A 20774-nucleotide genomic window follows, 5' to 3' on the forward strand; every position below is an offset into this window, starting at 1 on the left:
CTCGCCGCCGTCGTCACGCCCGAGGAGCTCGGCCCCAACTACATCATCCCGAGCGTCTTCCACCCCGACGTGTCCACCGCCGTCGCCGCCGCCGTCCGCGAGTCGGCCGGCGGGCGCGCGCGGGGCTTCACCGAAGCATAAGATCATTTTCTGTTACGGCACGGCCAAGGTCACGCCGCCCGCCGCACGCGGCTGAGGGCCTCCAGGGAGACGCTCGCTGACCCGCACATGGAATCCCGCCGTCACGGCGCCTGGCGGGCCGGTTACGTGGTCTCCCGCGTGCCGTCGGGCAGTGTGAGGCCCTCCTGGCCCGGCTCCTCCCGGGTGAGGGCGGGCATCAGACGATAGCTCTCCTGGAAGACCAGGTTGTGGGCGTCCCCGGCGGCGATCACCCGCAACGTGCCGAGCTGCGCCGCGGCGTCCGCCTCGTCGAAGACGTTCAGCGGCCAGTCGCCCACGGTGTTGCCCCGCAGGTGCGGATGGTTGAAGTCGCTGCCGTAGTGGGCGACCACCGCGACCGGCTGGGCGTGGCACGCGCGCTGCTCCTGCCACGTCAGCGACCACATCGCGTTGAGCCCGCCCTCGCGTGACCGGGTGACGCCGCTGGCGACCACCTCCCCGGCGCCGAGGAGCAGGTCGGCGTTGAGCTCGTCCAGGGCGGTGCGCGCCACCGGGTCCAGCAGCCCGACCGCCGTGATGAACACCTGCTCCTTGTCGTCCCGGGAGACAGCCTGCCCATGAGTGCCGTCGCGCAGGTCACGGAAGTGCCTGAGCAGGGCTTCGTTGATGGCAGTTCGCATGCCCTCCCCCTGCCCAGCCGGGTCGCCAGGCCACCTCCCGGGGCCCCGGCACCGTCCCGCCGCGCTCCGAACTCGGCGCCGCGGACCCGCCGCGCCGAACCGCGTGCCGAACCCCGGGGCCGCCGCGCCGACCCGCGTACCCGGACCAGGTCCGTCAGCCGAGCAGCTTTTCGATCCTGGCGCGCACGTCGGGCGTGTCGAGGCCGCGCACCGTGAGCGTCGTGCGGCGGCGTACGACGTCGTCCACCGTGGCCGCCCACTCGCGGTCGCGGGCGTAGACCGCCTGGGCCCAGATGTCCGGCCCGTCGGGGTGGATGCGCTCGCCGAGCGCCGGGTCCTCGCGGATGAGCCGCGCCAGGTCGAACGCGATCGACCCGTAGTGCGTGGCCAGGTGCCTGGCCACCAGCGGGTCCATGCGCGTGCCCGGGTCGCGGTCGGTCCACAGCCGCATGGCCACCGCGTCGGGACTGGCCAGCCCCGGCAGCGGCACGGCCGGCAGGATGTCGGCGAGATCGTCGCCCAGCGGCTGCCCAGGCAGGCGGGCGAGCGTGTCGAGCACGTGCCTGCCGATGTGCCGGTAGGTGGTCCACTTGCCGCCGGCGACGGAGAGCATGCCGCCCGAGCCGCTGGTCACCACGGTCTCCCGCTTGGCCGCCGCGACCTGCCCGGGGCCGCCGGGCAGCACCCGGAGCCCGGCGAAGGCGTAGGTGATGTCCTCGCGCCTGAGCTGGGAGTCGCGTACGGAGTGGCCCGCCTCGTCGAGGATCTGCGCGATGTCGGCCTCGGTGGCCCGCACCGCGGCCGGGTCGCCTTCGTACGCCTCGTCCGTGGTGCCGAGGAGCAGGTGGTCCTCCCACGGGATGGCGAACGACACGCGGTATTTGTCGATGGGCGTGGTCAGCGCGGCCTTCCACGGCTCCTGCCTGCGCAGCACCAGGTGAGCGCCCTTGGACAGCCGGATGCTGGGCGCCGCTGAGGGGTCTTCCATGCGGCGCAGGTGGTCGACCCACGGCCCGGTGGCGTTCAGCACGAGCCTGGCCGACACGCCGAACTCGGTCCCGTCGAGCCGGTCGCGCAGGTCGGCGCCCGTCACGGTGCCGCCCGTCTGGCGCAGCCCGACGACCTCGGCGTGGTTGAGCACGACCGCGCCCGCGTCCACCGCGGCCCGCACGGTCATGACCGCGACCCGGCTGTCGTTCATCTGGTGGTCGCCGTAGACGGCGGCGGCCCGCAGGCCGTCGGAGCGCAGGGCGGGCACCCTGGCCATGGCCTGCTGCGGCGTGATCACCCGGCCCATGCCGTCGCCGAACACCGACAGCGCGGAGTAGAGGAACACTCCCGCGCCGAGCTTGGCGGCGCCGTGCGGGCCGCCCTTGTAGATCGGCACCACGAACGTCAGCGGCTTGACCAGGTGGGGTGCGATGTCGGCGGCCAGGGCGCGCCGCTCGCGGTGGTTCTCCGCGACCAGCCGCACGTTGCCGGTCTGCAGGTAGCGCAGGCCGCCGTGGACGAGCTTGGAGGAGGCACTGGAGGTGGCGCCGGCGAAGTCGCCCGCGTCGACCATCGCCACCCGCAGTCCCGCCTGCGCGGCCATCCAGGTCACCGACGTGCCGAGGATGCCGCCGCCGATCACGAGCAGGTCGTATGCGGTGCCGGCCAGCTCGTGCCTGGTCTCCGCGCGGTCGGTGCCGATCGTGAGTGTCATGCTCTGCTCCCCTCCTCCTGCTCCACCCAGCCGAGGGTGCGCGCCACGGCCTTCTTCCAGTTGCGGTATTCGCGCTCGCGTACGGTTTCGTCGATCGCGGGACGCCACTCGGCGGCCTTGTGCCAGTTGGCCCGCAGGCTGTCGACGTCGGGCCAGTAGCCGGTGGCCAGTCCCGCCGCGTAGGCGGCGCCCAGCGCGGTGGTCTCGGCCACCATCGGCCGGATGACCGGCACCGCCAGCACGTCGGCGAGCGTCTGCATGAGCAGGTTGTCGGCGGTCATGCCGCCGTCGGCGCGCAGCGTGGTCAGGTCGAGCCCCGAGTCGGCGTTCATCGCGTCGACCACCTCGCGGGTCTGCCACGCCGTGGCCTCCAGCACGGCCCGCGCGAGGTGGCCCTTGTTGACGAACCCGGTCAGTCCCGCGATCACCCCGCGCGCGTCGGAGCGCCAGTGGGGCGCGAACAGCCCGGAGAACGCCGGCACGAAGTAGCAGCCGCCGTTGTCGTCGACCGTCCTCGCCAGTGTCTCGATCTCGGCCGCGCTGGAGATCAGGCCCAGGTTGTCGCGCAGCCACTGCACCAGGGAGCCGGTGACGGCGATGGCGCCTTCGAGCGCGTACGTGGCCGGGCCCGAGCCGATCTGGTAGCCGACGGTGGTCAGCAGGCCGTGCTTGGAGACGACCGGCTCGTGACCGGTGTTCATCAGCAGGAAGCTGCCGGAGCCGTAGGTGCTCTTGGTCTCGCCGGGGGCGAAGCACGTCTGCCCGAACAGCGCGGCCTGCTGGTCGCCGAGCGCGGAGGCGACCGGGACGCCGCCCGCCGTGCGGCCGTAGACCTCGGCGGACGGGCGGATCTCCGGCAACATCGCACGCGGCACGCCCATCGCGGCCAGCAGCTCGTCGTCCCAGCCCAGCGTGTGGATGTTCATCAGCATCGTACGGCTGGCGTTGGTCACGTCGGTGATGTGGCGGCCCGTGAGGTTCCACAACAACCAGCTGTCCATCGTGCCGAACAGCACCTCGCCGCGCTCTGCCCGCTCCCGCAGGCCGGGGGTCTCGTCGAGCAGCCAGCGGATCTTCGGCCCGGAGAAGTAGGTGGCCAGCGGCAGCCCGGCCCGCTCCTTGAACAGGCTCTCGTGCTCGGCCAGGGATCGGGTCAGCGCGTCGGTGCGGGTGTCCTGCCAGACGATCGCGTTGCGGACGGGCCGGCCGGTCTCGCGGTCCCACAACACGGTGGTCTCGCGCTGGTTGGTGATGCCGAGCGCGGCGATCTGGGCGTCCTCGATGCCGGCGCCGCTCACGGCCTCTCCGAGCAGGCCGCGCACGGCCTGCCAGATCTCGTCCGCGTCGTGCTCCACCCAGCCGGGCCTGGGGAAGATCTGGCGGTGTTCGCGCTGGGCGACGGAGATGATGTTGCCGGCCTCGTCGAAGACGATGCACCGGCTGGACGTGGTGCCCTGGTCGATGGCTGCGACGTAGTGCGGTCGAGGCACGAGCTTCCTCGCTTGGATCAGGGTTCGACAATGTCGAACGACGTGAGAAATGTTAGGCGGTCGTCATGGGGGTGGACAAGTCAGCGGGCGAGGGCGCGCGTGATCGCGCGGGCGGCGTCGCGTACGTACGAGACGTACTCCATGTGCAGGGCTCCGTCCGGGGCCAGCCGCTCGACGGCGCCCCGGATGCCGATGGCGCCGACCACGATGCCGCGCGCGTCCTTGATGGGCGCGGCGATGGCCACCTCGCCCTCCGTCAGCTCCTCCGTCTCGGCCGCCCAGCCGCGGGTCCTGACCTGGTCGAGCTCGGCCTCCAGCGCCTTGGGATCGGTGAGCGTGGCCCTCGTGTACGCCCGCAGCGGCGCGGCCGGCGCCTCGCCGTAGGGGTCGTGGGCGAGCAGGACCTTGCCGAGGGCGCTGGCGTGCGTCGGCAGGTAGGTGCCGACCTGGAGGGTCTGCATGCTGTCGTCCGGCCTGAACACGTGGTGGATCACCAGGACGTGCCTCTCGTGCAGGGTGCCGATCCAGGCGCTCTCCCTGCTGCGCCCCGCCAGGGCGTCGGCCCAGTTGATCGAGCGGGTGCGCAGCTCGTTGACGTCGAGGTAGCTGCTGCCGAGGTGGAGCAGCGTGGCGCCGAGCCGGTACTTCCCCGTCGTCCGGTCCTGCTCGACGAACCCCACGCGGACCAGCGTGCGCAGGATGCCGTGCAGCGTCCCCTTGGGCAGGCCCAGCGCCTTGGCCAGCTCGGCCACGCCGAGCTGGCGCGGGCCCGAGGCGAGCAACCGCAGGATCGCGGCCGCCCGCTCGACCGATTGAATCGTCTCTCCCACACCTCGCACCTTAGTGCAGAGGAGTTCGATATTGCCGAACGGTGGTCGTGCGGCGGTCGACGGGCGCGCGGTTCGTGAAAAGGTGCCCGCCCACCAGCAGCGCGGCAGCCGGAGTCGGCCTAGAATGGCGCCAGCGGTGAACCCGGCAGACCACAACGCCCCGTTCAGCCCCGCGCCCGACCCCGGAATGCCCCCTCAGCAACGACATGGTCAGCAGGGAGAGCCCGGCGGGCGTGCGATGGCGGAGGCGAGTCCCCGGGTCACCTGCCACGAGCACAACCCCGGCGAGGTCGCCAGCCCTCCCGTGAATGAGGAGAGCCCGAGCACGCCATGCCCACAAGGAGATGCCCGCGCCGCCTGACCAGACCGGCGGCCCTGTCGATGAGCAGGGCCACCTGGTCCGCCGCGGGCCGTAAAAGGCCGGGGTCGTAAGAACATGCGCCATTAACGGGATGAGAGTCCCGTTAGCCGGGCATGCCGGTATGCGGTGAGGAGTTTAGATGGAACAACCTTCCCGTCTGGCGGGAACCGTGCGGCCGGGGGGCCGCACCGCGAGGGTACGCGCAGCCGTACTCGAGGCCACCCAGGACATCCTGGTCGAGCACGGCTTCCACGGCCTGACCATGGATCAGGTGGCGGCCAGGGCCGGCGTCGGCAAGACCACGGTCTACCGGCGCTGGGGGAGCACCCCCGGCCTGGTGACCGATCTCATGAAAGAGCTGGCCAACCAGTCGTCGCCGCACGCCGACACGGGCGACGTCGAGCGTGACCTGCTGGCCAACGCCGTGTCCGTCTGGGAGGCGGTCACCGACGGGCGGCTCGGCGCCACGCTGCAGGCGGTGATCGCGGCCGGGACCTGCGACGAGGAGGCCGCCGACGCGCTGCGGGCCTTCTTCACCCGCCGCATCGACGAGTGGGCCACCGTCGTTGACCTGGCCGTCAAGCGGGGAGAGCTGCCCGAGGGGACCGACGGCGGTGAGCTGGTCAGGGCGATCTCGGCCCCGCTCTACTACCGCCTGGTGGTCACGAGGGAGCCGGTGACGCGGCGGGACGCCGAGCGCTCGGTGTCGCGCGGGCTGGCCGCCGCGCGGGCCGGCGCGTTCGTTGCCGACTCTTAGCGGGCGCCGTCCGGGCTCACGGGGCCGAGCGCGGCCAGATCCAGCCGTACCACCACAGAATGCCTCCCATGATCACCAGTCCGCCCGCCGTGGCCAGCTTGGCCATGAGGTCCACGGGCGGACCTGTGAAGGGGAGGCGGTCGAGGTGGTGGCCCCAGGGGCAGTCGTTCTCCACGTCGGTCGAGTCGATCAGCGTGTCGGGGTTGTGCTCGGCGACCGAGTACGCCTCGATCTCGGCGCGGCTGCCCTTCCCCACCCGGACCTGCTTGACGACCGTCTTGCGCGCCGGGATCGAGCCGCTCGCCACCGTCCTGCCGTCGGCCCGCAGGTCGTACCTTGCCAGCTGGCGGGTCACGTTGCGGAGCGTGACGGTCGCCCGGCCGGAGCGGCAGGCCACGTCGTCGACCGTCATGGTGAACGGGTCTCCCGGATCCAGCCGCGGCCAGGCCCAGGCGGTGGCAGGGAGGAGCAGTGCCACGGTCATGGGCAGCGTGGCCAGGACGACACGAGTACCGATACGCATGCGCTCCCCCCGGAGTGTGATCTTTGCTACGTAAGGTGCCCAAGGGGACACGAAAAGTAACATCGACTCACGAGGGGAGCGGACGCCCCCGGATACACGCCATGATGGATGTATGGCGGAAGCGATCTACGTCGGCGGGTTGTTGGTGGCGACGCCGCTCCTCGATGACCCCAACTTCCGGCGTAGCGTCGTGCTGATCCTCGAACACGACCACGACGGGGGCACTCTGGGCGTGGTGCTCAACAGGCCGAGCGACATCTCGGTGACGCAGGTGCTGCCCGTGTGGGATCCGCTGGTCACGGGGCCTCCGGTGCTCTTCGAGGGCGGGCCGGTGCAGACCGACAGCGCGCTCGCGCTGGCGGCGGTCCCGAGCGGTGAGGAGCCGCTCGGCTGGCGCAGGCTGCACGCCGGCACCCCGGCCGTGTCAAGGCTGGGGACGGTCGACCTTGACGCGCCGCCCGAGATCCTGCAGGGGGAGATCGCGCAGATGCGCATCTTCGCGGGGTACGCGGGGTGGACGTCGGGCCAGCTGGAGAGCGAGATCGCCGAGGGCGCCTGGTACGTCGTCGACTCCGAGGTCGGCGACACCTTCCACGCCGATCCGGGCTCGCTCTGGCGGCACGTGCTGCGGCGCCAGCACGGCGAGCTGGCTTTCGTGGCGACCTGCCCGGACGATCCGACGATGAACTGAGCCCTTCGGCGAGCCCCGCGCCTCAGAGGTCCCACCCCGGCCGCAGCGAGCGCTCGGCCAGCTCGATCGTCTCTGCCATGCGGCCGGTGATCTCCGGCACCGAGCCGTCGCGGCGCGGGCACTCGAAGCCGACGCGCATCGCCGACATGGCGAACGCGACGATCAGGTGGGAGAGCTGGTCGGTGTCGGCGTCCACACCCCTGCGCCCGGCGACCAGCTCCGCGAGGCGGCGCTCCGTGCCGGCGCTCCTGGCCACCGACTGGCCGATCAGCTGCGGATTCTCGTCGAGGATCCGGCGGAGTTTGAGGAACCTCTGGTGCTCGTCCTCCGTTGAGCCTTCCATGTCGCTCATCACCGCTCGCACCGCGTGCATGAGCGCCGTGAACGGCGGCTCGTCCTGCGGGCGGGAGCGCAGGGTCTCCACCATGAGCTGCTCGCCGTGGTCGTGGAACCACAGCACCAGGTGGTCCTTGCTGGTGAAGTAGCGGAAGAAGGTGCGGGGGGAGATCTCGACGGCCCCCGCGATCTGCTCGACGGTGGTCGACTCGTATCCTTGTTCGAGGAACAGGTCGAGCGCCGCGTCGAGGATCGCCAGGCGCGTCTTCTCCTTCTTGCGTTCACGCAGACCCACAGCGGTCACTCCCTCGAAACCTTTCTGTCATAGTGTGCCATAAGTCATACGCCGTCATGTGAAAGTCGGTTGTCTGAAGTCGTCGGCTGCCATAAATTAGTGAGGCTTGCGATATCTATGCCCTGATCTGGGGCTATATGTCATTTGAGGGGGAGTCATGGCTCAAGCGAAGGCGGTCAACGCGCCGTCGTCGCCCGGCCCGGACCGGACGGGGGCCGGCGGCAATCCGTGGCTGGTGCTGCTGGCGGTCAGCCTGGGCGTCATCATGGTGATGCTCGACGGCACGGTGGTGGGCATCGCCAACCCGGTCATCCAGGCCGACCTGAAGGCGACGCTGTCGGACCTGCAGTGGGTGACCAGCGGCTATCTGCTGGCGCTGGCGGTGTTCCTGATCACCGCGGGCAAGCTCGGCGACCTGTTCGGGCACAAGCGCGTCTTTCTCATCGGTGTTGCCGGCTTTGCGATCACGTCCGTGGGCATCGGTCTCAGCGCCGAACTGGCCGGCGTCATTCCCGGCCTCTCGCCCGTCGGCGCGCTCATCGGCCTGCGTGTGCTGCAGGGTCTTTTCGGCGCGCTGCTCCAGCCCGCCGCCCTGGCGCTGCTGCGTGGAGCGTTCCCGGGGGAGAAGCTCAACCAGGCGATGGGAGCCTGGGGCGGCATCATCGGCCTGTCCAGCGCCGCAGGGCCGATCGTGGGCGGTGTGCTGGTCGAGAACGTGAGCTGGGAGTCGGTCTTCTTCATCAACGCGCCGGTCGGGATCATCGCCCTCGTCATGGGCGTCTTCCTGATCAAGGACAACCGCGCGCAGACGATGGCGCGGATCGACTGGCTAGGCGTGCTGCTGCTGTCGGGCGCGATGTTCTCGCTGGTGTGGACGATCATCAAGGCCCCCGACTGGGGCTGGGGCGACAGCACGACGCTGACCTTCCTGGGCGCGTTCGCGGTGCTGATCGCCGCGTTCATCCTCTGGCAGAACAGGGCGCAGAAGATCGGCAGGCAGCCGCTGGTCCCGCTGTCGCTGTTCAGGAACGTCTCGATCTCCATCGGCACCGTGCTGATGATGATGGTGGCGTTCGCGATGTTCGGCGCGATGTTCTTCCTGGGCTTCTTCTTCCAGGGCGTGCACGGCCTGACCCCGCTGGAGGCCGGCCTGCGCATGTTGCCGATGAGCGCCGGCATGATCGTCGCCTCGCCGCTGGCGGGCATGGCGATCGGCAGGCTGGGGCCGAAGATCACGATGGCGGCCGGTCTGCTGATCACCGCGTTCGCCATGTTCCTCATGTCCCAGCTCAGCATCGACGCGTCGTTCCTCGCGAGCGCCATCCCGTTCGTGCTGCTGGCCTTCGGCATGTCGCCGGTCTTCGTGGGCGCCACGGAGATCATCGTGGGCAACGCGCCGCTTGAGCTGAGCGGTGTCGCGGGTGGCGTCCAGCAGTCGGCCATGCAGGTCGGCGGCGCGCTGGGCACCGCGATCCTGGGCGCCGTCATGGCCGCCGAGATCTCCGGCACGCTGCCCGGCTACCTCGGCCCCGCCGCGCAGACGATCCCGCCCGCGCAGATGATCGGGCTGGAGAAGGCGGCCGCCTTCGGCGCGGCGCCTCCCGGGGTGCCGCAGCCGATCGTCGACGCCGTGCACCACTCCTTCATGGACGGCATGCACCTCGCCTTCCTGGTGAGCACCGGCATCGCCGTGCTGACCGCCCTGCTGACGCTGTTCGTCAAGGCCGGGCGCAAGGCCGAGGGCGTGCAGGTCCATGTGGGCTGACCGGGCGGGCTGACCGGGCGGCCCTCGCCTTCGCGGCGGGGGCCGTACCGCCGGGTGGAGGACGCGGTCGCGAGCGGGCATAAACTCGGTGGGGTGAGCAGCACGAAGATCCTCCCAGAGCAGGAGACCACGCCGCGGACCTCGCACGGCGACGGCGATCACGAGCGCTTCGCCCACTACGCGGACAAACACAAGATCACCGAGAGCATGGTGACGGGCACGCCCATCCGCGCCCTGTGCGGCAAAATCTGGGTGCCCAGCCGTGACCCCAAGAAATACCCCGTTTGCCCGGAGTGCAAAGAGATCTACGAGGGCCTTCCCTCTGGTGACGGCGAGGGCGACGACAAGCAGTGAGTGTTGCTGAGCGGTAATCCTCCGCCAAACAGCTACGGTCTGTAGCCATATCGGCTCATTCCGTGGTGGAGGATCTATGGCTCGGCGTGCGACGGCCGCCTCGTTGGCATGCCTGCTGGCGGTATGGTTCGCCCCGGCGGTGCAGGCCGGCGCCGCCTACGCGGCCCGTTGCAGCCGTCATGCGCCGGAGGAGCCCTGGCCGCGCTCGCCCCAGCCGGGAGACGTGGCCAAGGTCCGGTCCGAGCTCGCCCGGCGCCTGGCTGGCGTCACGCCGCCGACTCAGATCACCGTGCCCACCGTGGTGCACGTCATCGCGCGGCCTGACCGCCAGGTCTCCGACGAGGCGGTCGAAGCGCAGATCAACGTGCTCAACTCCGCGTACGCCGGCCGCTTCGGCGGCGTGGACACCGGCGTGCAGTTCCGGCTCGACGCCATCACGGTCCGGCAGAACGCCGCCTGGTTCGGCGACCCCGTCGGTCACGAGCGGGCCATGAAGAGCGCGCTGCACCAGGGCGGCCCCGGCACGCTCAACCTCTACATCGCCCAGCTCAGCGAGCACATGCTGGGCTTCGCCAGCTACCCCTACTGGTACACCGACGCGCCGGTGCTCGACGGCGTGGTCATCGACTGGCGCGGACTGCCCGGGGGCGCGATGACCAACTACAACCGCGGCTTCACCGGCGTCCACGAGATCGGCCACTGGCTCGGGCTGTTCCACACCTTCGAGAACGGCTGCAAGGAGCCCGGCGACGGCATCGACGACACCCCCGCCCAGGCCAAACCGACGAAGGGCTGCCCCGAGCGCGCCGACTCCTGCGCGAAGGCGGGCCTTGACCCCGTGCACAACTTCATGGACTACGCCCACGACCGGTGCATGTCGGAGTTCACCCAAGGACAGGCCAAGCGGATGCACGAGATGTGGGCGGCGTACCGGCAGGCGACGCCGTGAGCGATGCGGCGCTGACTACGATGTGCTGGTGACAGCACCGAAGGCACTCGACACTCCATACCAGCCGCCGCGAATCTTCGGTTCGCGCTACCGTACCGCGACCCTCGGCATCCTCCTCGTGGTCACGCTGGTCGCTTTCGAAGGCATGTCGGTCGGCGTCGCCATGCCCGCCATCGCCGAGGAGCTCGACGCGCTCAACCTCTACGGGATCAGCTTCTCGGCCTTCCTGATCGCCAGCCTGTTCGCCAACGTGGTGGCCGGCCTCTGGTCCGACCGACGCGGCTACCCCGTCCCGTTCGTGACGGGAGTGGTGCTGTTCGTCATCGGGATGGCACTGGCCGGGGTCGCGACGTCGGCGGTGATGTTCCTCGTGGCGCGGGCCGTGCAGGGGCTGGGGGCGGGAACCACCATCGTGGCGCTGTACGTGATGATCGCCCGGGTCTATCCGGTGGAGTCGCGGCCCAAGGCGTTCGCGGCCCTCTCCGCGGCCTGGGTGGTGCCCGCCATGGTGGGCCCGGCCGTGGCCGGATTCGTGGCGGAGAACTGGGGCTGGCGCTTCGTCTTCTTCGGGATCATCCCGCTGGTGGTGCCCGCGCTTGTGATGCTCGTCCCGGCGCTGCGGCAGCCCTCATCGCCGGGCGAGGCTTCGTCGGGCGGGCCGAGGTCGAGGCCGGTGGCCATGACGCTGGCCGCCACCGCCGCGGCCGCCGGCGCGGGGGTGCTGCTGCACGGCGTCGACCGGCTGCACCTGCATCCCGTCACGGGGGCCCTGGAGACGGTGGCGGGGCTGGCGTCCCTGTCGTACGGGCTGTTCCGGCTGCTGCCTCCACGGGCGCTGCGGTTCGGGCGCGGGCTGCCCACCACGGTGATGATGCGCGGCTTCTTCTCGGCCGCCTTCTTCGGCGTCAACTCCTTCATCCCGCTGGTGTTGCAGGAGGTGAAGGGCTTCGACCTGTCGAGCGCGGGCGTCGCGCTGACCACCGGGGCGCTCGGCTGGTCCGCCGGCTCCTACCTGCAGAGCAGGAAAGAAGGGCAGGCGCACCTGCGGATCCGGCTGGGCATGGGATGCATCGCCGTCGCGGTCCTGCTCTGCCTGCTGGCCGTCCTGCCCGGGGTGAGCGGATGGATCGCCGTGCCCGCGTGGATCATCGCCGGCTTCGGGATGGGGTTCGGCATGACCACGGTCAGCATCACGGCGCTGAAGCAGTCGCCGGTCAACGAGCAGGGAGCCAACTCGGCGTCGCTGTCGGTGACGGACATGCTGGGCTCGGCGCTGTCCATCGGCGTCGGCGGCGCGCTGGTCAACCTGATCGGGCACTCCTCCTCCGAGATCGCCACCGGGTTCGTCGTCATCTCGATCCTCATGGCCACCATCGCGCTGAGCGGCACCGTGCTCGCCGGCCGCACCCGCTGAATTCCGCCTCTCCTGTCACAACGACAACGGATCGCCTGATCCTCGTCGCGAGGAGTGATAGGACAGCGGGACAAGGAGGTGTCATGGAGGGTGATCACCGTGTCTGGCCCCCGCAGACGGGCGCCCGGCACCGCCGTACCCCTCCCGAGGACGGCACCCCTCCCGAGGGCCGCACCTCTCCTGAGGACGGCAAGCCCGTGTGGGGCGCGCACCGCGACGGGAGGCCGCGGCGGGGCAAGAACCCCTTCGCGAGCGTCAGGGACACCGCCGCCGATGCCAGGCGCCCTCCCGCGCCCGCGGATCCCGCGCCGGAGCGGAACGAGAGGTCCGTGCCCGATCCTGCTCAGGAGGCGGGCTGGGGGTCTGCGTCCGAGCCTGGCGACACCGGCTGGGGGGCTTCTCCCGAGGTCCCGTACGAGACGGGCTGGGGGGACCTCCCAGAGCGTGATGACGGGCCGTCGCGGAGACGACGGGAACGGTCCCATCCGCTGGACCTCGGCCCTGCCCCGGAGGACGAGGAGCCGTGGAACCCGCGGATCCGCCGGGCCACGTACCCCGGCCTTCGGAACGGCGCGGACAACGGGCAGGACAACGGGTTCGGCGGCGGACGCGGCCGTGGGAGCGCCAAGTCGCCGGCCGGCGAGCCCCTGCCGCCGTCGGCCCGCCTCTACGGCTCTCCGGCCGATCCCGGCGCGCGCGGGCGGGTGGGCGGCAGGAGGTGGCGCCGGTGGGCGGGAGCGCTGGTGGCGTTGCCTGCCGGGGCGGGGCTGATCGTGGTGGTGGCCGTCGTGGTGCTGCGGTTCACCGCCCCGCCGGCGGAGACGGGCCGGCTGAGCGACTCGCGGGCGGGGGTGTCGGCGGCGCTGCCGCAGGGGTGGCGCGAGGGGCCGGTGCCGCCCGTGACCGGGTTCACCTCGGTCATCAGGGACGACGCCGGAGCACTCGTCATGGCCAGACCGATGCCGTCGGTGAAGGACGCGGGGAAGGCCGCCAAGGAGGCGGCGGCGCTCTACTCCAGGCTCCTGCTCAAAGGGGACCGCGTGACCGTCGTCGAGGACAGGCAGGTTCCGGGTGGCCACACCCGGGCACTGCGGGCGGAATATCGGGACGTGGTCAACCGGCCGGCCTTCCTGCGAGTGATGCTCCTCACTCGCGGCGCCAGGGCCGTCCTGCTCGTCGGGCTGCTCCAGCCCGCCGGCACCGAGCGCAGGCAGGAACTCGACACGGTCATGACGAGCCTGCGGCCGGGATGAGAGCCCGCCCGCCCCCTAACACGTGAGGATCACCTTGGCCAGAATCCTCGGCTCACGGCACGTCTTGTCGGTGGGCCCGATTACTCTAGGGTCACTGTGAGAAAGCGAAGCACACCAACCCCAGAGGTGATGCGGTGAGCACCTTCGCCGCGTCCCACCTTTCGCCTTCCTATCCCGACCGAGCCGCATGGGGCACCGCCCCCAAGCTGCGCGCGTGGCAGCAGGAGGCGTTCGACCTCTACTTCAGGCGAGACCCGCGCGACTTCCTCACCGTGGCGACCCCGGGCGCGGGCAAGACGACCTACGCCCTGCGCATCGCCAGCGAACTGCTCGCCAACGGGGTGATCAGAGCGGTCACCGTCGTGACGCCCACCGAGCACCTCAAGCGCCAGTGGGCCGACGCGGCCGGGCGGGTGGGCATCAACATCGACCCCGAGTTCAAGAACAGCCAGGGCGCCACGTCGCGCGACTACACCGGGGTGGCGGTGACCTACGCGCAGGTCGCCATGCACCCGGCGCTGCACAGGGCGCGCACCGAGGCGCGCAAGACCCTGGTGATCTTCGACGAGATCCACCACGCGGGCGACGCCAAGTCATGGGGCGACGGCGTGCGCGAGGCGTTCGAGCCCGCCGCACGGCGGCTCCAGCTCACCGGCACCCCGTTCAGGTCCGACGACAACCCCATCCCGTTCGTCGCCTACGAGGAGGACGCTGAGGGCCTCAAGCGCAGCGTCGCCGACTACTCCTACGGCTACGGCCCCGCCCTCGACGACGGGGTCGTGCGCCCGGTCATCTTCCTGGCCTACTCCGGCGAGATGAAGTGGCGCACGCGGGCCGGCGACGAGATCGCCGCGACCCTGGGCACCCCGCTCACCAAGGACCAGCTCTCCCAGGCGTGGCGGGCCGCGCTCGATCCGAAGGGCGACTGGATCCGCCAGGTCATGCAGGCCGCCGACCGCCGTCTCACCGAGGTGCGCAGGGGCGTCCCCGACGCCGGCGGCCTGGTCATCGCCACCGATCACGAGACCGCCCGCGCCTACGCCCGCCACCTGCGCAACATCAGCGGCGAGGGCGCCACCGTGGTCCTCTCCGACGACCCCGGCGCGTCGAAGAAGATCAAGCAGTTCGCCGCGTCCCAGGACCGCTGGCTGGTGGCCGTGCGCATGGTGTCCGAGGGCGTCGACATCCCTCGCCTGTGCGTGGGCGTCTACGCCACCTCGACCTCGACCCCGCTCTTCTTCGCGCAGGCCGTGGGCCGGTTCGTCCGCGCCCGCAAGCGCGGCGAGACCGCGTCCGTCTTCCTCCCCTCGGTGCCCACGCTCATGGGCCTGGCCAACGAGATGGAGGTCGAGCGCGACCACGTCCTCAACAAGCGGCCGCCGGAGGACGGCCTCGACGACACCCTCCTCGAACAGGCCAACCGCGAGAAGGACAACCCCGACGTCCTGGGCGACGAGCTGCCGTTCGAGACGATGCAGACGTCGGCCACGTTCGACCGGGTGTTGTTCGACGGGGGCGAGTTCGGCACGGGGGCCGAGCTCGGCTCGGCCGAGGAAGAAGACTTCATCGGCCTGCCCGGCCTGCTCGAGCCCGACCAGGTGGCCACGCTCCTGCGCAAGCGCCAGTCCGACCAGCAGGCCGCCAAGCGCAAGCAGCCGGCCGACGAGCCGCGGCAGACGCTGGCGCCGCACGAGCAGATCGCCGAGCTGCGGCGCGAGCTCAACGGCCTGGTCGGCGCATGGAACCACCGCACGGGCCAGCCGCACGGGGTCATCCACTCCGAGCTGCGCCGCGCCTGCGGCGGCCCGCCGATCGCCCAGGCGACCGCCGAGCAGATCCAGGAGCGCATCGCCACCATCCGCCGCTGGGCCACCCAGCGGCGCTAGGCGCACCTGCCAGAGACCGGTGACGTGCCGGCCCGATGGGACGGCTCCCGTCGTGGTGGAGATGGTGTCTTCACCTGACGGGAGGGCTTCGCCCGCCACCTCTGGCGGGCGGCTCGTCCGACGCGGCGAGGCGCCTGACCATGATGCGGCACCGCTCAGGCCGGAGCTCGCGCCGGCCGTCCGGGTGGTAGACGACCTCTGTCGTGGCGACCTGCCCGTACGGCCATTCGGCGTATCCGAGACGCAGGTAGAGCCGCTGCGCGTCCCCGTTGTCCAGCCCCACGCCCAGGGCGATCCGGTCGTGGCCCAGGGCGGAGAGCCGGTCCTCGGCCGCCCACAGCAGCTCCGTCCCGATGCCCTGCTTGCGCCGCCAGGGCACGACCTCCAGGTGGGTGAGCAGGGCCACGCCCGGTAGATGGGCGCGTAACTCGGGCTCCTCCGCCGGGGCCAGCCAGACGTACACGTCGCCCACCGCCTCCTGGCCGTCCCAGGCGACGAGCAGGAGTCCGTGGCCGGTGTCCTGCCTGCCCAGCCGGTCGGCGAAATAGGCCTCCTGGCCGAGGGACCGGACCATGGCAGGAAGGTCAGTATGGATGGCTTTGCGAATTTCGGAGGCCCCCACGGACCACAGATTCCCGGATGCCGCTCCCCTGAATCAACAGGCGTTTACCGGGACGCCCACCAGCGCAGCGGCTTGGCCCCCGGCCGGACCACCCACTTCATGGCGTCCGCCACGTCTGATTCGAGCTGCGGGATCCCGGCCAGGTGGCCGGCCCAGCGATGGCGGTCCGCCTTCCATGCCCGCAGGTAGGAGACGCAGAAGTCCGGGGTGATCAGCTTGAGCCGGCCGAGCGCGGCCAGCAGCGACTCCTCCATGGCGGTGCGGTCGGTGGAGCCGGGCCGCAGCCTGACGCGGCGCAGCACGTCCTCGACGAACGCCCTGCGCCTGGCCAGGAAACTCGTCCAGTGCGCCGGCCGGGTCGCGGCCTCCCAGCTGGCCCCGTCGCCGTCGAGGAGCCAGTAGACGCCCTCCGCCAGCACGTCGCCGAGCTCCTGGTCACGGGCGCGGACGGGCCGGTCGAACGGGTTGTACGGGCGCTGGGTCACCATGCCCGTCACCGCGAGCCGGCGCAGCGACGTCTCGCCCAGCAGGTAGAACCAGTCCTCGTTGTAGATGTTCGGGAAGAACGACGGCCTGCGGGTGGTCTCGACGGCGAGGGCGCCGCCGCCCACGAACGAGTCCTGGTCGCCGCCGGTGAGCCGATGCGCGTGGCACACCACGGAGTTGTCCGGGTAACCGCCGATGTGCATGCCCACGGCGTCATAGTCGTCGAGCAGGGCCGCCGCCGCCGCGACCTCCGTGTGCCCTCCGACCACGATGTCGTCGTCCAGGAAGACGACGCGCTGCCAGCCCATCAGGCGGGAGAGGAGCAGCCCGGTGTTGCGTTTGGCGCTGAGATCGGTCGCGCGGTGGAACGGCGTGCCCTTCACCAGCGCGGAGGTCGCGAAGTCCGGCAGGTTGAGCCGGGCCGTGTCGTCGACGTCGATCACGATGTGGTCCACGCCGGTCGGCAGCAGGAGCGCCGCCGCCTCGTCCGGGCGGCTCCACCTGCGGCTGTGCAGGGTCACCAGCGGGCAGTCCAGTGCGACGGCCAGGCGGATCGCGTGGCCGAGCCAGCTGGGATGCCGGATCGTCGGTACGACGATCGCGTCGACGGTCCCGGACCCCGCGTGCTCGTGGTACAGGTCGACCAGGTGCCTGTGGGAGCCGTGATGATGCTCCGTGCCGGCTTGCGCTCTCTCATGCTCCATGGAGGGGACCCGGCCATTCGTGTAGCCGGTACGAGGCGACCGTCCAGTCGGGTGTGACGGCGACGCGGCCCTGCACCCTGACCCTCGTGAGGAGGCTGTACGCCTCCGCGTCGCGGAACCGGTCACGCAGGTAGGCGATGTTCCGGTCGCGAAAGCGCGCGTCCGTGAGCGCGCGCACCACGCCGTAGACGCCTCGCGAGTGCATGCCGTTGCAGATGGTCAAGGTGTGGCTGGTGTTGTCCGGGTTGACGCCGCGGTAGAAGAAGCCGACATCCTCTGTGAGCCGCACGCCATCGCCTGAGCCGCTGGTGACGGTGTAGTGCCTGTGCGTTTCGCCGCCCTCGTCGACCTCGAAGTACGGCCCCCTCTCGCCCTCCCAGTCGGGCACCTGCCGCACCGGGAGCTCGATCCGCGAGAGCATGTACGCGGTGACCTCGTTGTAGTCGACGCCGCCGAGGAGCACCACGTGGGTGGTGAGGTCGTCGGCGCGAAGGTCCTCCGTCGCGCGCAGCGTCACGAGGCTGTGCGGGTTGGCGGCTCTGACATGGCCCCACAGCTCGAACAGGGAGTCAAGATCGGAGTATTTGTAGAGCTCGATGTAGTCGGGGCTCGACGGGTCCGCGTAGGTGATCTTCTCCCGCTCGTCGTGGGGGATCTGCGAGCAGATGATCGTGATCGGTTCGCCGTCGGCGAAGTGCCACGGTCCGTCATGGAGGGCGTCCGGCTCCGGGTCGGAGCTCTCGGCCCCCTGGAAGCGCAGCGCGTTCTTGCGCAGCCGGGTGAGCTCGTCGAGCAGGGCGCGGTGCTCCGCCAGCTCCTCGGCCGTCATGTCCGACAGGGGGAGCACGCGGGCGTGCCCGTTGGCCAGCGATCGCCGGGTGGCGAAGAACGCGGCGTACTTCTCGAGGCGGTGCACGGGCGGGATCTTGATCAGGTGGGTCGACTCCCACGACGAGATCAGCGGAACGCTGACCCCGAACGCGTCGCGCAACTGTGCCTGGGTGACCCGCAGCCCGGGCCATCGGCTGTCGCGGAGCTCGCGCAGCCGGCGCGCCAGCGCGGTCCGCGCGGGTTCGTCACCGCTCATGCCAAGCCTCATTCAAGTGAACTTCAGTGAATATAAACCCCAGTGACGAAGTCGGTGAAGAAGTCGCAGCTAGGGCAGCACAACCGGGCTACGTGCGCGAACGGATCGCACAGGAAGCACCAGTCTAGCCACAGCTCCGTGGCTGCCAAGGGGGAATGTGTGGGTTGAGAGTGGGTAAATCTCTGCACATAGAGATTCAGTTAATGAAAGCTGAAGTTTACTGAATAGAGGTGGAGGTGGTATCGCGACCCGAGTCCCATGAGCCGTACCAGGCCAGAGCGGCATCCCGCGCGGAAAACGAGCGCAGGCACCCCTGAGACGACAGCGAAGGGTGGCCCGCGATCCCGGATTTCTTGTCAGAGCGCGTCTCCGCACCAGGGAAACCTTCATGACCACATTAGTCCTCCACCTCTCGGTGGCCACGCCCATGTCATCCGACTCCCGGACCATGTCCCTCTTCATGCTGGCAACCATGATCACGCTGACGCTGGCCGCGATCCGCGGGCTGCTCAAGCGTACGCGCCTGATCATGGTGGTCAGCGGCACGAGCGCCCTGCTCGTGGTCCTCTCCGTCCTCGCCCTCGCCTACCTGATCACCTTCGGAGCGACCTGAGGAGGTCACCGCGCGCGGCGCACCGCCCCCTGCGCTGCGCGCGTGCCGACCGCGCCGCCGCGGGCGCGGTCACGCTGAGTGACTCTGTGTGTTTGGACACAGAGCAGTGACCTCCTGTTAGAAGCTCGACTCAAGCGGCAACAACCACGATTGGCTGTCTTGGGATATGCAGAAGGGCTCCGCCCATGTCGTCTGAGGCCACCGGCAGGTCGACGCTGATCGTCACTTCCGGCCTCTCTCGCAACGCCGTCATCATCAGACTCGAAGGCGAGCTCGACGTCAACGGGCTGCCGGTGCTGAGAGAGCACCTGCAGCGCGTGTGGGAGCTGCCCCCGAAGCCGTTCCTGGTCATGGATCTGAGCGCGGTCTGGTTCTGCGACTCGATGGGCATGAACGAGCTCGTCGAGGTCCTGCAGCGCTGCGAGGCCAGGGAGACCAGGCTGCTGCTCGGAGGGGTGCAGGGGGTGATGGAGCGGGTGTTGTCGATCACCGGTCTCCGGCACGCCTTCGAGGTCTTCGACCACACCGACGACGCCCTGCGGCTGACCCGGGTCTGAAAATCTGTCGCGCGGGTGAAGATTCTTCCCTCGCCGTATGAGGTTGCCTCCGGCGGGCGTTGACCTACACATGACCGTAGCGTCGCCATGTGAGTACTCTTCGTGATCGCCGGTGCCGCAGGGGTGCCGGGTTACCGTGGAGAGGTGCCTGAAGTGAGCCTGTACCTGCCCGAGGACGTCCTGAGCCGGGTCGCCGAGGCGGCCCGCGCGCACGAGATGTCCGAAGGGGACTACATTCGCGAGGCGGTCACACGCGCTCTCGCCGAGGAGATCGTCGGCGAACGACCCCGTCCCAAACTCCCGCTGTTCGACAGCGGCGACCCGAGCTTCGCCGGAAGCGTCGACGACGTCCTGGCGCAAGGGTTCGGAAGGGACGGGCTCGACTGATGCTCATCCTCGACACGAGTGGTGCACTCGCCGCCGTCGACAAGGCCGCCAAGGAGCACCGAGCTCGACTACCTTCGGGAGGTCGGGCGGGGGACGTATGACCTCATCCCCATGACCCGACACGACGTCGAGCGGGCGGCAGACCTGATCAACCGCGATGGCGACATGGCGGTGGGGCTGACGGACGCGTCCGTCGCGTTGCTGGCCGCGCGCTACCAGACGACCAGGGTGCTGACGCTAGATCAGCGGCACTTCCGGGCGATGAAGCCGCTCTGGGGCGACGCCTTCACGGTGCTCCCCGCCGACGCCAACTGACCGGCCCAGGTCAGCCCAGTACGGGCGTCCCGCGCAGGGTGGCGCCGGCGGACTTCAGCTCCGCCAGCGCCGCCTCCGTGGTCGCCGGTGCCACGCCCGCCGTGAGGTCGAGCAGCACCCGCACCTCCAGCCCGTGTCGGAGCGCGTCGAGGGCGGTGGCGCGCACGCAGTGGTCGGTGGCGATGCCCGCCACGTCGACCTCGCGCACCCCGCGTTCCTGGAGCCACTCCTTCAGCGGCACCCCGTCGCGTGAGGTGCCCTCGAACCCGCTGTACGCCGCGGCGTAGGCGCCCTTGCTGAACACCTCGTCCACTTCCGACAGGTCGAAGGCCTGGTGGAAGTCGGCGCCGGGCGTGCCGGCGACGCAGTGGGCGGGCCAGGTGGAGGCGTAGTCGGGGGTGTCGGAGAAGTGGTCGCCGGGCGAGATGTGGTGGTCGCGGGTGGCCACCACATGGTCGTAGGGGTGGTCGGCCACGTGACGGGTGATCGCCCCCGCCACCTGCGAGCCGCCGGTGACGGCCAGGCTGCCGCCCTCGCAGAAGTCGTTCTGCACGTCGACGATGATCAGCGCGCTGCCCATACGGGCCACGATAC

Annotated in this window: 22 protein-coding genes; 12 read left to right on the forward strand and 10 right to left on the reverse strand. The window is 70.4% G+C overall.

Annotated features, from left to right (window positions below; genetic code table 11):
* Positions 1–263: 263 nt before the first annotated feature.
* The 4 genes from ACZ6SA_RS42180 to ACZ6SA_RS42195 form a co-directional block, all read right to left on the reverse strand.
* The gene (locus ACZ6SA_RS42180) at positions 264–800 is read right to left on the reverse strand and encodes a hypothetical protein (protein WP_465834673.1); all 537 of its coding nucleotides are present in this window, start codon (positions 798–800) and stop codon (positions 264–266) included.
* A gap of 154 nt (positions 801–954) precedes the next feature.
* Positions 955–2505, reverse strand: coding sequence for a glycerol-3-phosphate dehydrogenase/oxidase (locus tag ACZ6SA_RS42185; protein WP_443155585.1), 1551 nt, complete (start codon positions 2503–2505; stop codon positions 955–957).
* Positions 2502–3995, reverse strand: a complete 1494-nt coding sequence (gene glpK / locus ACZ6SA_RS42190) for a glycerol kinase GlpK (RefSeq protein ID WP_347649790.1) — start codon at positions 3993–3995, stop codon at positions 2502–2504. The genes ACZ6SA_RS42185 and glpK overlap by 4 nt, the downstream gene beginning before the upstream one ends.
* Positions 3996–4075: 80 nt before the next feature.
* A complete protein-coding gene (locus ACZ6SA_RS42195) occupies positions 4076–4825 on the reverse strand; it encodes an IclR family transcriptional regulator (protein ID WP_465834676.1) in 750 nt (249 codons plus the stop codon).
* Between the two features lie 500 nt (positions 4826–5325).
* Between ACZ6SA_RS42195 and ACZ6SA_RS42200 the strand changes: the two genes are divergently transcribed.
* Positions 5326–5943: a TetR/AcrR family transcriptional regulator gene (locus ACZ6SA_RS42200; RefSeq protein WP_347649792.1), complete on the forward strand. Its 618-nt coding sequence runs from the start codon at positions 5326–5328 to the stop codon at positions 5941–5943.
* 16 nt (positions 5944–5959) lie between these two features.
* On the opposite strand, the gene ACZ6SA_RS42205 is transcribed toward ACZ6SA_RS42200, so the two are convergent.
* On the reverse strand, positions 5960–6466 hold the full coding sequence (locus tag ACZ6SA_RS42205; RefSeq protein WP_443155583.1) for a hypothetical protein: 507 nt from the start codon (positions 6464–6466) through the stop codon (positions 5960–5962).
* A gap of 112 nt (positions 6467–6578) precedes the next feature.
* Between ACZ6SA_RS42205 and ACZ6SA_RS42210 the strand changes: the two genes are divergently transcribed.
* Complete coding sequence (locus tag ACZ6SA_RS42210; RefSeq protein WP_132331907.1) at positions 6579–7157, forward strand: YqgE/AlgH family protein; 579 nt, start codon at positions 6579–6581, stop codon at positions 7155–7157.
* Positions 7158–7179: 22 nt separating this feature from the next.
* Here ACZ6SA_RS42210 and ACZ6SA_RS42215 read toward each other — a convergent pair whose 3' ends face one another.
* A complete protein-coding gene (locus ACZ6SA_RS42215) occupies positions 7180–7788 on the reverse strand; it encodes a TetR family transcriptional regulator (RefSeq protein WP_347649794.1) in 609 nt (202 codons plus the stop codon).
* A gap of 157 nt (positions 7789–7945) precedes the next feature.
* Between ACZ6SA_RS42215 and ACZ6SA_RS42220 the strand changes: the two genes are divergently transcribed.
* From ACZ6SA_RS42220 to ACZ6SA_RS42245, 6 genes are all read left to right on the forward strand, one after another.
* Positions 7946–9553 (forward strand): DHA2 family efflux MFS transporter permease subunit, encoded by a 1608-nt coding sequence (locus tag ACZ6SA_RS42220; RefSeq protein ID WP_347649795.1) that lies wholly within the window; start codon positions 7946–7948, stop codon positions 9551–9553.
* A gap of 93 nt (positions 9554–9646) precedes the next feature.
* The gene (locus tag ACZ6SA_RS42225; RefSeq protein WP_132509798.1) at positions 9647–9907 is read left to right on the forward strand and encodes a DUF3039 domain-containing protein; all 261 of its coding nucleotides are present in this window, start codon (positions 9647–9649) and stop codon (positions 9905–9907) included.
* A gap of 76 nt (positions 9908–9983) precedes the next feature.
* Positions 9984–10856 (forward strand): zinc metalloprotease, encoded by an 873-nt coding sequence (locus ACZ6SA_RS42230; protein ID WP_347649796.1) that lies wholly within the window; start codon positions 9984–9986, stop codon positions 10854–10856.
* A 28-nt stretch (positions 10857–10884) separates the two neighbouring features.
* The gene (locus tag ACZ6SA_RS42235) at positions 10885–12270 is read left to right on the forward strand and encodes an MFS transporter (RefSeq protein ID WP_465834681.1); all 1386 of its coding nucleotides are present in this window, start codon (positions 10885–10887) and stop codon (positions 12268–12270) included.
* Between the two features lie 83 nt (positions 12271–12353).
* Positions 12354–13523 carry a hypothetical protein gene (locus tag ACZ6SA_RS42240; protein WP_465834683.1) on the forward strand — a complete coding sequence of 390 codons (1170 nt, stop codon included), beginning with the start codon at positions 12354–12356 and terminating at the stop codon, positions 13521–13523.
* A 134-nt stretch (positions 13524–13657) separates the two neighbouring features.
* A complete protein-coding gene (locus tag ACZ6SA_RS42245) occupies positions 13658–15409 on the forward strand; it encodes a DEAD/DEAH box helicase (protein WP_347649799.1) in 1752 nt (583 codons plus the stop codon).
* Positions 15410–15479: 70 nt separating this feature from the next.
* On the opposite strand, the gene ACZ6SA_RS42250 is transcribed toward ACZ6SA_RS42245, so the two are convergent.
* From ACZ6SA_RS42250 to ACZ6SA_RS42260, 3 genes are all read right to left on the reverse strand, one after another.
* Positions 15480–15983, reverse strand: coding sequence for a GNAT family N-acetyltransferase (locus ACZ6SA_RS42250; RefSeq protein WP_465834685.1), 504 nt, complete (start codon positions 15981–15983; stop codon positions 15480–15482).
* Positions 15984–16075: 92 nt separating this feature from the next.
* Positions 16076–17221: a hypothetical protein gene (locus tag ACZ6SA_RS42255; RefSeq protein ID WP_465834687.1), complete on the reverse strand. Its 1146-nt coding sequence runs from the start codon at positions 17219–17221 to the stop codon at positions 16076–16078.
* Complete coding sequence (locus ACZ6SA_RS42260; RefSeq protein WP_465834689.1) at positions 17211–18308, reverse strand: helix-turn-helix domain-containing protein; 1098 nt, start codon at positions 18306–18308, stop codon at positions 17211–17213. The genes ACZ6SA_RS42255 and ACZ6SA_RS42260 overlap by 11 nt, the downstream gene beginning before the upstream one ends.
* Before the next feature lie 388 nt (positions 18309–18696).
* Here ACZ6SA_RS42260 and ACZ6SA_RS42265 point away from each other — a divergent pair, with 388 nt between their 5' ends.
* From ACZ6SA_RS42265 to ACZ6SA_RS42280, 4 genes are all read left to right on the forward strand, one after another.
* Positions 18697–18921: a hypothetical protein gene (locus ACZ6SA_RS42265; protein ID WP_347649803.1), complete on the forward strand. Its 225-nt coding sequence runs from the start codon at positions 18697–18699 to the stop codon at positions 18919–18921.
* A 185-nt stretch (positions 18922–19106) separates the two neighbouring features.
* Positions 19107–19478, forward strand: a complete 372-nt coding sequence (locus ACZ6SA_RS42270) for an STAS domain-containing protein (protein WP_347649804.1) — start codon at positions 19107–19109, stop codon at positions 19476–19478.
* Between the two features lie 144 nt (positions 19479–19622).
* Positions 19623–19865 carry a ribbon-helix-helix domain-containing protein gene (locus ACZ6SA_RS42275; protein ID WP_465834692.1) on the forward strand — a complete coding sequence of 81 codons (243 nt, stop codon included), beginning with the start codon at positions 19623–19625 and terminating at the stop codon, positions 19863–19865.
* 111 nt (positions 19866–19976) lie between these two features.
* A complete protein-coding gene (locus tag ACZ6SA_RS42280; protein ID WP_465834694.1) occupies positions 19977–20180 on the forward strand; it encodes a PIN domain-containing protein in 204 nt (67 codons plus the stop codon).
* Between the two features lie 10 nt (positions 20181–20190).
* Here ACZ6SA_RS42280 and ACZ6SA_RS42285 read toward each other — a convergent pair whose 3' ends face one another.
* Positions 20191–20760 (reverse strand): nicotinamidase, encoded by a 570-nt coding sequence (locus tag ACZ6SA_RS42285; RefSeq protein WP_465834696.1) that lies wholly within the window; start codon positions 20758–20760, stop codon positions 20191–20193.
* Between the last annotated feature and the right edge of the window lie 14 nt (positions 20761–20774).

The organism is Nonomuraea sp. NPDC049378 (assembly GCF_055586745.1).

Bases quoted from the DNA above. Each gene is read 5' to 3' on its own strand.
- ACZ6SA_RS42180 (WP_465834673.1), bottom strand. From the start codon at position 800: ATGCGAACTGCCATCAACGAAGCCCTGCTCAGGCACTTCCGTGACCTG.
- ACZ6SA_RS42185 (WP_443155585.1), bottom strand. From the start codon at position 2,505: ATGACACTCACGATCGGCACCGACCGCGCGGAGACCAGGCACGAGCTG.
- ACZ6SA_RS42200 (WP_347649792.1), top strand. From the start codon at position 5,326: ATGGAACAACCTTCCCGTCTGGCGGGAACCGTGCGGCCGGGGGGCCGC.
- ACZ6SA_RS42205 (WP_443155583.1), bottom strand. From the start codon at position 6,466: ATGCGTATCGGTACTCGTGTCGTCCTGGCCACGCTGCCCATGACCGTG.
- ACZ6SA_RS42210 (WP_132331907.1), top strand. From the start codon at position 6,579: ATGGCGGAAGCGATCTACGTCGGCGGGTTGTTGGTGGCGACGCCGCTC.
- ACZ6SA_RS42220 (WP_347649795.1), top strand. From the start codon at position 7,946: ATGGCTCAAGCGAAGGCGGTCAACGCGCCGTCGTCGCCCGGCCCGGAC.
- ACZ6SA_RS42230 (WP_347649796.1), top strand. From the start codon at position 9,984: ATGGCTCGGCGTGCGACGGCCGCCTCGTTGGCATGCCTGCTGGCGGTA.
- ACZ6SA_RS42240 (WP_465834683.1), top strand. From the start codon at position 12,354: ATGGAGGGTGATCACCGTGTCTGGCCCCCGCAGACGGGCGCCCGGCAC.
- ACZ6SA_RS42250 (WP_465834685.1), bottom strand. From the start codon at position 15,983: ATGGTCCGGTCCCTCGGCCAGGAGGCCTATTTCGCCGACCGGCTGGGC.
- ACZ6SA_RS42255 (WP_465834687.1), bottom strand. From the start codon at position 17,221: ATGGAGCATGAGAGAGCGCAAGCCGGCACGGAGCATCATCACGGCTCC.
- ACZ6SA_RS42260 (WP_465834689.1), bottom strand. From the start codon at position 18,308: ATGAGCGGTGACGAACCCGCGCGGACCGCGCTGGCGCGCCGGCTGCGC.
- ACZ6SA_RS42265 (WP_347649803.1), top strand. From the start codon at position 18,697: ATGACCACATTAGTCCTCCACCTCTCGGTGGCCACGCCCATGTCATCC.
- ACZ6SA_RS42270 (WP_347649804.1), top strand. From the start codon at position 19,107: ATGTCGTCTGAGGCCACCGGCAGGTCGACGCTGATCGTCACTTCCGGC.
- ACZ6SA_RS42280 (WP_465834694.1), top strand. From the start codon at position 19,977: ATGACCCGACACGACGTCGAGCGGGCGGCAGACCTGATCAACCGCGAT.
- ACZ6SA_RS42285 (WP_465834696.1), bottom strand. From the start codon at position 20,760: ATGGGCAGCGCGCTGATCATCGTCGACGTGCAGAACGACTTCTGCGAG.